Below are 13,026 nucleotides of genomic sequence, written 5' to 3' on the forward strand. Positions count from 1 at the left end.
GTGCGGCCGATTCTTCCGCACCGCGGCTCAGGCGGTGGGTGCGGCGGCCCGCAGCCGCTGACGCAGCCCGGTGGCCCGCACCGCCCGGCGTTCGATCGCCGCGCGCACCGCCGGCTCGGGGCCCGCCACCCGAACCTTGGTCGTGGCCCGCGTCACCGCCGTGTAGAACAGCTCGCGGGTCAGCAGCCGCGACTCCTCCGACGGCAGCAGCACGGTCACCTCGTCGACCTGGCTGCCCTGGCTCTTGTGAATCGTCATGGCGTGCATGGTTTCCACGTCGCCCAGGCGGCTGGTCGCGAAGTCGAGCGGCCCGGCCGCCCCGGCGATCACGGCGCGCAGCCCCTGCGGCCCCGTCACCGTCACCCCGGTGTCGCCGTTGTAGACCCGCAATCCGTAGTCGTTCGCCGTCACCAGCAGCGGCCGGCCGGCGTACCACTGCGACCAGGCCGCCTGCCCGGTCTCCTCGGCGATCCACTTGTGCACCTGCGTGTTCCACTGGTTTGCGCCGTAGGGTCCCGTGCGGTGCGCGCAGAGCAGCCGGTGTTCGTCGAGCGTGGTCAGGGCCCGTTCTGAGGCACCCAGCAGCGCGGCCGCCCGCAGCCGCAGCGCGTGCGGCACCAGGACGTCGCGCAGCCGGGCGGCCGGGCGGTCGGAGTCGATCCATTCGACGTGCGCGCCGCCGGCGGCCAGCAACTCCAGCGCCCGGTCGGCGTCGCCGACGCGGATCGCGTCGGCCAGCGCGCCGATCGACGTGCCGAACCGGTGCGGCGTGCGCAGCGCGGCGACCCGCACGTCCGGACGCGCGTCCAGGCCGTCCACCAGGTCGGCCAGCACGGCGCCGGCCTCCACGGACGCCAGCTGGTCCGGATCGCCGACCAGGATCAGCCGGGCGTCAGACCGCACCGCCTCCAGCAGCCGGGCCATCATCGTCAGCGACACCATGGAGGTCTCGTCGACCACGATGACGTCGTGCGGCAACCGGTTGGTTCGGTTATGGCGGAAGCGCGCCGAGGTGTCGGGGCGCGGCCCCAGCAGCCGGTGCAATGTGGTCGCGCGCAGCCCGGTCAGCCGGGCGCGGTCCGCGGCGTCGAGCCGCCCGACACCGGCGGTCACGGCCTCGGCCAACCGCGCCGCCGCCTTGCCCGTCGGTGCGGCCAGCGCGATGCGTGGCCGCGGCCGCCCGGCCCGCTCCGCCCGCTCGGCCAGCAGGGCGATCAGCCGCGCGACGGTGGTGGTCTTGCCGGTCCCGGGCCCGCCCGTCAGCACCGTCACCGCCTGCGCCACCGCGATTTCGGCGGCCGCCCGCTGCTCCTCGTAACCCGGTGGGAAAAGCCGCTCATACGAGCCTGTGTCGCCGGCGGCCCCCGTCACGGACAGGGCGAGCAGGTCGGTGCAGACCTGGTCCTCCTCGAGCCAGTACCGGTCGAGGTAGCAGAAGTCGCCCAGCAGGCGCAGCACCGGGGGAGTGCCGAGCAGGGGGCTGGCGCGCACGGCGCCCAGCCAGCCATCGGGGTCGGGCCAGGGCAGGTCGGCCACGCCGAGCTGTTCTTCGGCCGCGCGCAGATCCACGCACACCGAACCGCCCCGCAGCGCCCGCACCACCAGCGCGACCGCCAGCGCCACCCGCTCGTCGTCCTCGCGCGCGAGGGCCGTAAGACGTTGCGCCACATGCAAATCCGCCGCCTCAAAGACCCCGGCGTCGTCGAAGGCCTGCAGCAGGCCCGCCGTCACCGGCCCGCCTCGCCGTCGAGCAGGTCCGACACCGCGGCCGTCAGCGCCGGCGGCGGCTGCCAGCTGAACACGCCGCACGGGTGGCCGTCGCGCACCGGCGTGCCGGCGCCGCACATGCCCCGCAGGAACAGGTAGAGCACGCCGCCCAGGTGGCGGGCCGGGTCGTAGTGCGGCACCCGCCAGCGCAGGAATCGGTGCAGCACGGCGCCGTAGAGGAGCGCCTGCAGCGGGTAGTCGGAGTGCAGCATCGCCTCGACTAGCCGGGGTCGGTCGTAATCGGCTGCGGTCAGCGGTGTTTCGGGGTCACCGAGCCAGTTGGTCTTATAGTCGACCACCACGTAGCGGTGGTCGGTGCCGTCGGGCACCCGCAATACGGCGTCGATCGACCCCGTCAGGTAGCCGCGCAGCGGTTGGGCGCCCAGCTCATCACCGGCCAGCCGGTCGGCGTACGACGCGAGCGGGTCGTCGCCGGGCAGCCGCTCGCGCAGCAGTGGCGCCAGGTCCGCAAGCCGGATCTCGGGCGCGTCCGCCCGCCGGTCGCCGCCGGCCAGCGGCAGCTCGAAGTCCAACTCACGCAACCGGTCCGGCAGTGCGATGTCGCGCAGCGTCAGCCCGGCGGCCAGCGGACCCAGCGGCGTGTCGTGCAGGGGCACCAGGGCCGCCGCCAGGTCGGCCGGCGCCACGGCCACCGGCCACCACACCGAGTGCAGGCGGATCTGCGCCTCCAGCTCGGCGGCCAGGTCCGGGGCGGTCGGGTCGGCCGTCTCCAGCACGGCGTGCACCAGCGAGCCGAACTTCGCCCCCGCCGGCAGCCCGGCCATCGGCGAGGGCACGTCCGGGACGGACGCGGCGGTGGCCACCGGGATGTCGCCGGCCTCGTCGTCGAGGTCGCCCACCTCCGGTTCGCTGCTGACCCCGCCGGGCTCGGCCTCCCTGATCAGCCCCGAATACGACGTGCGCCGCCAGGCGGTGTCGATGCCGCGATGAAAGTGCCTGCTGCGCAACCCCGTCGGCACCACGCGCGCCGGCAACGGCGGGGCGGCGGCGATCACCGACTCCTCGATCACCGGCCCACCCGCCGCTTCCCACGCGCGCAGCCGGGCCAGCGCGTCGTCGTCAGAAATCTTCGCGGGCTCGCAGCGGTCAGGCACCAGCGCCTCGCCGGGCCGGCGGCCACGCAGCAGCCGCGACAGCCCGCCGTTGGGCTCGGAGTACGCCGGCGACCACCACGCCACCACCTGGGACTGCGCGCGGGTCAACGCGACGTAGGTCAGCCGGCTGTCATCGCTGGCATCCTCCTTGCGGCCCAGGCGCTCGACGGTTCTGAAGTCCGGGCTGTCCGTGCCGCCGACGTGCAGGCAGCGGACGCCGTCGTCGTGAAACAGCACCACGTCGCGGTCCTGGGCGTTGCGATTAAACGCGAACGGCAGGTACACGACGGGGTATTGCAGGCCCTTGCTAACGAACACGGTCATGATCTGCACGGCCGCGGCGTCGCTGTCCAGGCGGCGGTTGCGTTCGGGCGCGCCGCTGCGCTCGTCGCGCTGCGCGCGCAGCCAGTCCCGCAGCGCGGGCAGGCTGTAGTGCTCGCGGTGCGCGACGTCTTGCAGCAGCTCGGTGAGATGGGCCAGGTCGGTCATGTGCCGTTCGCCACCGCGCCAGGACAGCACCCGGTTGCCCATGCCCCGCAGCTGCGCGGCCTCGAAGATGGCCGCCACCCCGCGGTCGCGGGCGTGACCGGCCCACTCGCGCAACGTTTCTGCGACCCGGTCCGTCAGGGCGTCCCCGCCCGCCGCCAGGGTTTCGGCGGTCTCACCGAAGAACATGGTGGCGGCGGCGGCGCGCACCATGCCGGGCCGGTGCGGCTGGTCGAACGCCTCAAGAAGGCACAGCCAGTCCTCCGCGGCCTCCGAGGCGAACACGTCGGTGTTGCCCGTATAGACGGCGGGCACCCCCGCGTCACACAACGCCTGGAAGCACGCGGCGGCGTCCCGGTGCTTCTCCACGATGACGGCGATGTCGCGCGCCTGCAGCGGTGCGCCGCCGAACCTCGCGCCGCTGGCCAGCAGCGCGCGGATGTCCGCGGCCAGGTCGGCGCCGATGTGTGCCCGCAACTCGTCGATCGGTAGGTTAGCGATACCCCTGCGGCCCAGCGTCTTTCGTGCCACCACACGTAACCGGAACGGGTCGTTGCTCGGGGCGCCGGCGAGCCGGTGCCCGCGGTGGTGCGCGGCGACGTCGTTGACGACGATCGCGGGGTCGCCGAGCTGGGCGCCGCGCAGCACCACCTGCAGCCGCTCGACGAGCGCGGAGTCGCTGCGCCAGTTGGTGTTCAGGGTTCGTTTCTCGCCCGCCGTCGCGGCCGCCCGCAGGTAGGTGACGATGTCCCCGCCGCGAAACGCATAGATCGCCTGCTTCGGGTCACCGATCAGCACGACGGTGGAGCGCCCGCTGAAGGCGCGGTCGATCACCTGCCATTGCACGGGGTCGGTGTCCTGGAACTCGTCGACCATGACGATCGGCCAACGCCGGTGCATGCGCACCCGCGCCGGTGCATCCTCGGTGGCCAGCGCGTCCGCCAACCGGATCAACAGGTCGTCGTAGCTCAGCACGCCGCGCTGGCGCTTACGCGAATCCAATTCGGCCAGAACGTCATTGGCGAACCCGACGCAGACCGCGGCGCGCGACCCCGGGGGTGGGTCGAGGGGACGCAGCTGCGTCGACGGGTTGCGGACGACCTCGCGCGCCAGCCGCAGCGCGTCGCGGTACAGCAGCACCGGATCGTTGCGCTCCTGCCCAAAGTGGGCCAGGTACAGATCGTCGACGATTTCGGACACCATCTCGTCAAGGCTCTCCAACAGGGTCATGTTCGCCGCGGTGTCCCCGGCCACCCCCAGCGATTTCAACACCAGCTGGCAGAACTGGTGCGTGGTGGCGATCGTGGCCGCGTCGAAGCCGGCCAGCGCGTCGCGCAGCCGTTGCTCGCGCAGGGCACGCTCGGCGGCGCTGCCCTCGATCAGCTGCGCCACCAACGCGTTGTCCCCGACGGCCGCCGGATCGCCGAACGCCCGTACCGCGTCCACCATTTGACACCGCACGCGTTCGCGCAGCTCCTGACTGGCGGCGCGGCCGAACGTGATCAGCAGCATCTGGTCCAGCGTCGCGGCGCCCTCGGCGACATAGCGGGTCACCAGCCCGGCGAGCGCGAACGTCTTGCCGGTGCCCGCGCTGGCCTCCAGCACGGTGGTCGACCGTTCGGCAGGCAACGCGCCGAGCAGGTTGAACGGTTCCATCTACGCCGGCTTCCGCTCGGCGCGCAGCATCGGCAGCCACACCCGGGCGGCGTATGCGCCCAACCGGGTGTCCTCGCCGTCACATTCCTCGCCCGGCCGCACCGGCTGCAGCAGGTCGTCCAGCGGGGCACGGTGCCCCCAGGCGCGCACGTGCGCCGGCGCCTCGTCCTCACCGGGGAACCGGTCGCTCGACTTCCAGCGATACCGCGCGTGCGCCGCCGGGTCCTCGCCCCCGTGCCGGGCGGCCGCCCAGGCGTACGACGTCTTGATGGGCAGCGGGATCGGCTCGCGACGCCCGGCGTCGTAGATCGCGACCAGTTCGCGCAGCACCGCGGCGGCGGCGGCGTCGAGTGGTGGCCCCAACCCCTCCACCCGCACGGCGCTGCCCCGTTTCATCCGGCCGATGCACACCGCCGACCAGTCCCGGCCGGGGTGGTGAGCGAGTAACGCCAGCAACGGGATCCACGATTCCAGCAGGTGCTTGCCGTCCAGCCGGCTATAGGTCACCGAGACCAACCGCTCGCCGTAGACCGCCGACACTGTGCCGGTCAGTCGCCGACCCGCGCCGAGCTCGACGTCGACGTCGTAGGCTCGCGCGTCCGCCCGGCGGTGCCGGCGCGCCTCCTGCGCCAGCAGGGCGGCCTGGTCGCGCAGCTCGGTCACCTTGCGCCAGCCCAGCTGGCCGGGCGGCAACGTCCCCCGGCGCCATTCGGCCTGCCGGGCGTCGTCGGGGGTCATCCCGCGCAGCATGTCGCCGAGCATCCGGTCGCCGACGGTCCACTCCTCGAGGCTGTTGATGTCGACGGGCATGGCGTCCTGCACGCCGTCGACGTCGCGGGGCAAGGTGTATTCCAGCGCGCGAAAGAAGCCCTTCACCGGGTCCCGGAAGAACGCGACGAGGTCGGCGAGGTTGACGTCCTCGTCGCGCGGGGTCGGCAGCGGCCCGGTGATGAAGGCGGGCCGCTCGGCCTGCTCGCCGGTGGTGGCGCGCGCCGCCCGCAGCACCGTGGGATCGAAACTGAACGGCACCCGCGGCACCAGCTCGCCGGGCATCACGTTGCGAATGTCGAAGGGCTGCAATGGGTGCACGACGACGATGCGGTCGCGCACCGCCCGCTGCGTGGTCGCGTCCAGGGCGTCGAGGAGCTCGGCCAGCGGCACCGCGGGCGGGCGTGCCTGGCCCGAGTACTCGTTGGCGCCGGTGTAGGTGATGACCAGCTTGTCGGTCGCCGCGCCGATCGCGTCGAGCAGCAGTTGCCGGTCCTCCGAACGGATGTCGCGTTCCCCGGTCACCGGATGGCGGACCAGCACGTCGTCGCCGTCGACGACACCCAGGCGGGGGAACAGGCCGTCGTCGAGGCCTACCAGGCACACGATGCGGTGTGGCACCGAGCGCATCGGCACCATGGTGCACACCGTCAGGGTGCCGGTGCGGAAGTTGGCTCGGGTGGGACGCCCCGCGAGGTGCCGGTTGAGCAGCGCGCGGACGTCGGGCAATCGCAGCGTGGTGCCCGCCCGCGTCCCGGCGTCGTCGAGCACCTTGGCGAACTCGCGCTGCATCTGGCTGGTCTGCCACTCGTCGGCGTCCGGCACCCGTGTCAGCGCGGTGACGCCGTCGGCGAGGGCGGTCAGCCAGTCGGTGAGCGGCTGTGCGCCGGACAGCGCGTCGGCCGTGCGGTGCAGCCGGGCGACGAAGTCGGCGAGTTGGCCGGCTAATTGGACGCGATTACTGCTGACGTCGTCGAGCGGCAGCGTCGCGTCCAGCCAGGCGTTCGAGTCGTCGGACATGGCGACCCCCGCCAGTATCCGGTCGAGCCCGAACCGCCACGTGTTGTGCACGAAGTCAACGTGGTAGGGGCGGCGGTGTTCGGTGTCGAAGCCCCAGCGGATGTTGGCCTGACGCACCCAGCGGGTGATCGCCTCCAAATCGTCGTCGGTGAACCCGAATTGGGCCCGCACCGCCGGCACCTGCGCGAGGTCGAGCACCTCGCTGGCGGTGGCCCGGCCGGCCGCCAGGGTCAGCAACTGCGCGGCCACCCCCAGCAGTGGGTTGGTTTGGATCAGCGAGCGGTCCGCGAGCCGGACCCGCAGCCGGTGGGCGGGGTGCGCGCCGTGGACCACGTCACCGAGACCGAAGTCGGCGACGATCAGCGGCGCGTAGGTCTCGATGTCGGGGCACATCACCAGGATGTCGCGCGGCTCCAGCGTGGGGTCGTCCTGCAGCAGGCCAAGCAGCACCTCGCGCAGCACGTCGACCTGGCGGGCGGGCCCGTGGCAGTTGTGGATCTGCACCGAGCGGTCGTCGTCGGGCAGCGTGCGGCCTTGGGGGCGAACGGCGTTCGCGGCGATGTCGGACTGCAGCCAGCCCAGCAGGGTGGCGGGGTGGGCGGCGCCGGCAAGGTGTTCGTCGGTCTGCGGATCGGCCGGCAGGGCGCGCTGCAGCTCGCGCAGGTCGCGGCCCAGCGTCGCCAGCAGCGGGTGACGCACCGCGCGGTGGCTGGTGTCGTCGCGCCGGGAAACCGCCCCGTGCGTCCCGGCCAGTGCCCGCCACAGGCGGTCGCTGGGGTGCGGTAACCACAGGTGTAGCTCGTGGTGGGCGGCCAACGCGTCGAGGAGCTCGACATCGGTGCACGCCAGCCGGGTGTGACCAAACAACGACAAGCGTTGCGGCAGTTGGCTTTTGGATGCCCTGAGTCGTTCGACGGTGTGCTGGTGCCGGACGTGGGGCGGGTCGGCGCGCACCCGCGCGGCCAGCGCCCGCCACAGCTCGGGCTGCCACCGCAGGTCGTCGTCGACGCCGCCGGTGCGCCCGTGCAACCAGTCGACCAGCAGCTGCGGGCGTTGCCGCGCGTAGGAGGCGAACAACCCGGCCAGCCGGCGCGCCACCTCGTAGCGCCGGCCCCGGCGCAGCTCGGCCTCCGCGCCGGCGTGGAAGTGCCCGACGTGCGCGGCCAGCGTGCGGCACCAGGGCTCGTCCAGCGAGCAGTCGATCGCCTCCAGCAGCGGCCACGCCAGCGCGTCCGGCGCCCACGGATCGTCCTCGGCGGTGCCGGTGATCTCGGCGATCAGCGAACCGGGACTGCGGAACAGCACCCCCGCGCACACCCCGTCGTCGCCGCGCGCCCGGCCCAGCCGGTGGGAGAGTCGCTGACTGAGCCAACGCTCGACGCCGCGGGCGGGCACCACCACCAGGTCCTCGGCGAACGGGTCGGCCGGTGGATTGGCCAGCAGGGCGGCCAGGCCGTCGGCAAGCAGATCGGTGCGCTCGGCACGGTGCAGGTGAAGCGCCATCGCGGTGTCACGATAAACCTTGACACCGACGTGTGCTGCCACAGTCTCGGAGATGCCGCCACCGGTGAAGGGGGGAGGGACGACCATGGCCGGCCGAACGCCGACGCCGCGCCTCACGGCGCGGTTCAGCGCCGCCCTGGACTATGCGGCGCGCAAGCACGCCATGCAGACCCGCAAGGGCGGCCAGACCCCCTACCTCGGCCACCTGCTGTCGGTGGCCGGGCTGGTCATCGAGGCCGACGGCACCGAAACGCAGGCCATCGCGGCGCTGCTGCACGACGCCGCCGAGGACCAGGGCGGTGAGCGCACGCTGGCGGAGATCCGCGAGCGGTTCGGCGCCGACGTGGCGTCGATCGTCGCCGAGTGCAGCGACACCTTCGAAACACCCAAGCCGCCGTGGCGGGAGCGCAAGGAGCGCTACCTCGCCCACTTGCGGGAGGCGTCCGACGGCGCCGTGCTGGTGTCGCTGGCCGACAAGCTCGACAACGCCCGGGCGATTTTGCGTGACGTGCGGGCGGAAGGGAATGCCGTCTGGGGGCGTTTCACCGTCCGGGACCCGCAGCAGCAGCTGTGGTACTACCGATCGGTGCTCGAGGTGCTGAGCCGGCGCACCGACAACTGGATGGTCGACGAGCTGCGCGCGGTGTTGCGCGCGCTCGAGCAAGAGGTCGACCGCGACGGCGACTAATCCGCAGGAGGAGACGAGATGGAAGCCTGGGACGCGATCCGAGCCCGCCGCAACGTGCGTGAGTACACGCCGGAGCCGGTGCCACAGGAAGACCTCGACCGCATCGCCGAGGCGGGGTGGCGCGCACCGTCGGCCAAGAACCGCCAACCCTGGGACTTCGTCATCGTCACCGACCGGGACCAGCTCCAAGAGCTCGCCACCGTGTGGGGCGGGGCCGGTCACATCGCCGGCGCCGCGGCGGCGATCGCCATCGTGGTGCCCGAGCCGCCCGACGAGCGCCGCGTCGTGACCGACAACTACGACGTGGGTCAGGCCACCATGGCGATGATGATCGCGGCCACCGACCTGGGTGTGGGGACCGGGCATTCGTCGGTGGGGGACCAGGACAAGGCGCGGGCGATCCTGGGCGTTCCCGACGGCTACCTGGTGGCCTTCCTGCTCGGACTCGGGTATCCGGCCGATCGGCCGCTCGCCCCGATCCGCAAGCCGAACCGGCGCCCCTTCGCCGAGGTGGTGCACCACGGCCGTTGGTGAGGTCTGCTCGCCCTAAGGTGATCCCGTGCATGAACATCGGGGCGAGTACGGAGTCGACGGTGACTTCGAGAGGATCTCGGCGCGCGGGCAGCTCGCCGCGATCGGGGCGGTCACGACCGGCTTGGCGGTGGTGGCCGTCGCGGGCCGGGCGCACGGTCGACATCTGACTGGGGCATTGGCCGGCGCGTCGGCCGCGGGGCTGGTCGCCTCGACGGCGTGGTACGCCTACGCGACTCGCGTCGGCAAGTTCGTGGTCTGGGACCAAATCCTCGACGGGCTGGCGCTCGACGGCGATGAGACCGTGCTCGACCTGGGCTGCGGGCGCGGCGCGGTGCTGTGTGCGGCGGCCAAGCGCCTGCCGCGCGGACGCGCCGTCGGGGTCGACCTGTGGCACGCCGACCAGACCGACAACTCCCGGCAGTCCACGCTAGCCAACGCGGCGGCCGAGGGCGTCTCCGACCGCATCGAGGTGCACACCGCCGACATGACGGCGGTGCCGCTGCCCGACGACAGCGTCGACGTGGTCGTGAGCAGCCTGGCGATCCACAACATTGCGGGAAACGCCGGGCGCCGCATGGCCCTTGACGAGGCGGTGCGGGTGCTGCGCCCGGGCGGTCGGCTCGCGATCGCGGACCTGTTCGGCACCGACCGGCACGCGGCGCGGCTGCGGGAATTGGGCTGGCGCGACGTGCGGCACCGCCGGCTCGGCTGGCGGATGTGCTACGGCGGTCCGTGGTTTTCCACCCGGCTGGTGACCGCCACCAAACCCGGGCCCTGACGGCATTGCAGTTTGCTGGATGCGCGCGCCACGGAAACGCGTTGCGCGACGGTTTTCCTGCCGGTCAACAACTTTCGCTTATATAGCGAGAATTCGGTTGAATTGAAAGGCATTTCGGCTACCGAATTGCGCCTGGTCGTGTGAATTCACGGCATTCTCACAGCCGCGAGCGGCACACTTGCAGGCAATTCGGGCCTACCGTCGTGACGGTCATTTCCTGGTCGACGGAAGTCGAGGCTGTCCATGTTTCGCGCGCAACGCATACGCGATTGGGATCCGGAGGATGTTGCGGGCTGGCAGGCCGGCAATGCGCGGATCGCCCGGCGCAATCTGATCTGGTCGTTATTCGCCATGCACGTGGGTTATTCGGTGTGGTCGATCTGGTCGGTGATGGTGCTGTTCATGCCGCGCACGGTGTACGGGTTGTCACCGGCGGACAAGCTGCTGCTGGGTGCCACCGCGACGCTCGTCGGTGGCTGCCTGCGGCTGCCCTACGCCGTCGCGGTGGAGAAGTTCGGCGGCCGCAACTGGCTGGTGTTCTCCTCGTTGGTTTTGTTGATCCCGACCGCGGGAACCATTGTGCTGCTGGCCAATCCGGGCCAACCGATGTGGGCGTACCTGTGTTGTGCGGCGTTGACCGGCATGGGGGGCGGGAATTTCTCCTCCGCAATCGCCCACGTCAACGTCTTCTACCCGCAGCGGCTCAAGGGTGCGGCGTTGGGTATCGCCGGCGGTGGCGGCAACATCGGTGTGCCTTTGATCCAGATCGTCGGTCTGGTGGTGCTGGCGACCGCCGGTGACCGCAAACCCTATTGGGTATGCGGGATCTATCTGGTGTTGCTGTCGTTGGTCGCGCTCGGCGGCGCGCTCTTCCTCGACAACGTGGAGCTGCCGCGCGCGCAGCACCGCCCGATGCGCGCCGCCCTGAAGCAGCGCGACACGTGGGCGCTGGCGGCGCTCTACGTGGCGACCTACGGCTCGTTCATCGGCTTCTCTTTCGCCTTCGCGCAGATCTTGCAGATCAACTATCTGGCCTCCGGCCAAGGGACCCTGACCGCGTCGTTGCACGCCGCCCAAATCGCTTTTCTGGGGCCGTTACTCGCGTCGCTGGGCCGGATGTACGGTGGCCGACTGGCCGATCGCCTGGGCGGCGGGACCGTCACCTTGGGGGTGCTGTGCGCGATGATCGTCGCCGTCAGCGGCATGATCGTGCTGAGCGCGCGGGCCGACAGCCGGGCGGGCCCGTTGGACGCGGCGGTCATGACCTGCTATGTGATCGGATTTTTGGTCTTGTTCATCCTCTGCGGGGTCGGCAACGGGGCGGTGTACAAGATGATCCCGGCCGTCTTCGAGACGCGCAGTCACCGCATGGCCATCGGTGACGCCGACCGGCGCCACTGGGCGCGCGCCATGTCCGGCGTCGTGATCGGCATCGTCGCCGCGATCGGAACGCTAGGCGGGTTCGGCATCAACATGGCGCTGCGCCAGTCCTACGTGAACACCGGATCCGAGACCGCGGCGTTCTGCATCTTCGCAGTGTGCTACCTGTTCGGGTCGGTGTTGACCTGGCGGGTGTACGTGCGCCCGTCGTCGGACGTCCGGCAGACGCGGGAGCGAGTCGACGCGCCCCGCCTCGAGCACTCGATCAGCGGCTGAGGAACTTATGCCGGTCGACGATCACGCGGTCAATCTCGCCTTCCGCCACCACTTTTCCGTCACCATCGACTGCTTTGACGTGGAAGGTGATGCGCCGACCGTCGGCCGGCGCATGGTCCGCGGTGACGTCGACGGTGCCACCCACGTCGGTCGCGCGCCGGTGTTCGATGCGCACCGCGGTGCCCACGGTCGTCTGGCCGGGACTGGTGAACGGCGCGGCCGCCTGCACGGTCGCCGCTTCCAACCACGCGATCAGCGTGGGAGTCGCGAGCACGGGCACATCGCCGCTGCCGACGTGCGCGGCGGTGTCGGTGTCGGTCACTTCGTAGCGCATCGCTTCAGCCTAGCGCGGCCGGGGCGCGAAACCCGGTGAGGTTGAGTGATATTCGATGAAAGTGATCAGGTGATGCAGCGCAGTTATGAAGGGTTCCTCAAGTGAGAGTCGTTTTGCTGGGGCCGCCCGGGGCGGGCAAGGGAACGCAGGCGTGCAAGCTTTCCGAGAAGTTGGGGATCCCGCATCTGTCCACCGGTGATCTGTTCCGCAGCAACATCGAGAACGGCACCAAGTTGGGGCTGGAGGCCAAGCGTTACCTGGATGCCGGTGATTTGGTGCCCTCGGAGTTGACCAATCAGCTCGTCGCGGACCGCCTCGATGATCCCGACGTCGCCAACGGGTTCATCCTGGACGGGTATCCGCGCTCGGTGGAGCAGGCCAAGGCGTTGCACGGCATGCTCGAGCGCCGGGGTGGGGACATCGACGCGGTGTTGGAGTTTCGGGTCTCTGAGGACGAGTTGTTGCAGCGGCTCAAGGGCCGCGGGCGTGCCGATGACACCGAGGAGATCATCATCAACCGGATGAAGGTCTACCGCGACGAGACCGCGCCGCTGCTGGACTACTACCGCGACGAGCTCAAGACCGTCGACGCCGTCGGAACCATGGACGAGGTCTTTGCCCGCGCGCTGCACGCGCTGCACGGGTGAAGTGACGGCGCATCGCGCAACTGTCAGACTGGCGGCGAGGAGGCGATGGGGACGCGGTGGCCGGGGGCTGTGCG

The 13,026-nt window shown here is 71.2% G+C and carries 9 protein-coding genes; 5 read left to right on the forward strand and 4 right to left on the reverse strand.

Going from position 1 to position 13,026, the window contains the following annotated elements; translation table 11 throughout:
- Positions 1-27 precede the first annotated feature (27 nt).
- From recD to recC, 3 genes are read right to left on the reverse strand one after another with little or no spacing between them, the layout of a single operon-like run.
- Positions 28-1,731 carry an exodeoxyribonuclease V subunit alpha gene (gene recD, locus A5700_RS11150; protein WP_068204738.1) on the reverse strand — a complete coding sequence of 568 codons (1,704 nt, stop codon included), beginning with the start codon at positions 1,729-1,731 and terminating at the stop codon, positions 28-30.
- Positions 1,728-5,024, reverse strand: a complete 3,297-nt coding sequence (gene recB, locus A5700_RS11155; RefSeq protein ID WP_068067413.1) for an exodeoxyribonuclease V subunit beta — start codon at positions 5,022-5,024, stop codon at positions 1,728-1,730. The genes recD and recB overlap by 4 nt, the downstream gene beginning before the upstream one ends.
- A complete protein-coding gene (gene recC, locus A5700_RS11160; protein WP_068067430.1) occupies positions 5,025-8,315 on the reverse strand; it encodes an exodeoxyribonuclease V subunit gamma in 3,291 nt (1,096 codons plus the stop codon).
- Positions 8,316-8,400: 85 nt separating this feature from the next.
- Here recC and A5700_RS11165 point away from each other — a divergent pair, with 85 nt between their 5' ends.
- From A5700_RS11165 to A5700_RS11180, 4 genes are all read left to right on the forward strand, one after another.
- Positions 8,401-9,003 (forward strand): HD domain-containing protein, encoded by a 603-nt coding sequence (locus A5700_RS11165; protein ID WP_068067416.1) that lies wholly within the window; start codon positions 8,401-8,403, stop codon positions 9,001-9,003.
- Between the two features lie 18 nt (positions 9,004-9,021).
- Entirely contained in the window at positions 9,022-9,537 is a 516-nt protein-coding gene (locus tag A5700_RS11170) for a nitroreductase family protein (RefSeq protein WP_068067419.1), read from the forward strand.
- 25 nt (positions 9,538-9,562) lie between these two features.
- Positions 9,563-10,315 carry a class I SAM-dependent methyltransferase gene (locus A5700_RS11175; protein WP_068067420.1) on the forward strand — a complete coding sequence of 251 codons (753 nt, stop codon included), beginning with the start codon at positions 9,563-9,565 and terminating at the stop codon, positions 10,313-10,315.
- A gap of 243 nt (positions 10,316-10,558) precedes the next feature.
- Positions 10,559-11,971 (forward strand): MFS transporter, encoded by a 1,413-nt coding sequence (locus A5700_RS11180; RefSeq protein ID WP_068067422.1) that lies wholly within the window; start codon positions 10,559-10,561, stop codon positions 11,969-11,971.
- Here A5700_RS11180 and A5700_RS11185 read toward each other — a convergent pair.
- Positions 11,961-12,305 carry a thioesterase family protein gene (locus A5700_RS11185; protein ID WP_068067425.1) on the reverse strand — a complete coding sequence of 115 codons (345 nt, stop codon included), beginning with the start codon at positions 12,303-12,305 and terminating at the stop codon, positions 11,961-11,963. The genes A5700_RS11180 and A5700_RS11185 overlap by 11 nt on opposite strands.
- Positions 12,306-12,406: 101 nt before the next feature.
- Here A5700_RS11185 and A5700_RS11190 point away from each other — a divergent pair, with 101 nt between their 5' ends.
- Entirely contained in the window at positions 12,407-12,952 is a 546-nt protein-coding gene (locus A5700_RS11190) for an adenylate kinase (protein WP_068204743.1), read from the forward strand.
- Positions 12,953-13,026: the final 74 nt, after the last annotated feature.

Origin of the sequence: Mycobacterium sp. E1214, from assembly GCF_001666755.1 — a bacterium.
Classification (GTDB): domain Bacteria; phylum Actinomycetota; class Actinomycetes; order Mycobacteriales; family Mycobacteriaceae; genus Mycobacterium.

What these genes read in the sequence shown, in the direction of transcription:
- recB (WP_068067413.1), bottom strand. Translation starts at nt 5,024, where the DNA reads ATGGAACCGTTCAACCTGCTCGGCGCGTTGCCTGCCGAACGGTCGACC.
- recC (WP_068067430.1), bottom strand. Translation starts at nt 8,315, where the DNA reads ATGGCGCTTCACCTGCACCGTGCCGAGCGCACCGATCTGCTTGCCGAC.
- A5700_RS11165 (WP_068067416.1), top strand. Translation starts at nt 8,401, where the DNA reads ATGGCCGGCCGAACGCCGACGCCGCGCCTCACGGCGCGGTTCAGCGCC.
- A5700_RS11170 (WP_068067419.1), top strand. Translation starts at nt 9,022, where the DNA reads ATGGAAGCCTGGGACGCGATCCGAGCCCGCCGCAACGTGCGTGAGTAC.
- A5700_RS11180 (WP_068067422.1), top strand. Translation starts at nt 10,559, where the DNA reads ATGTTTCGCGCGCAACGCATACGCGATTGGGATCCGGAGGATGTTGCG.
- A5700_RS11185 (WP_068067425.1), bottom strand. Translation starts at nt 12,305, where the DNA reads ATGCGCTACGAAGTGACCGACACCGACACCGCCGCGCACGTCGGCAGC.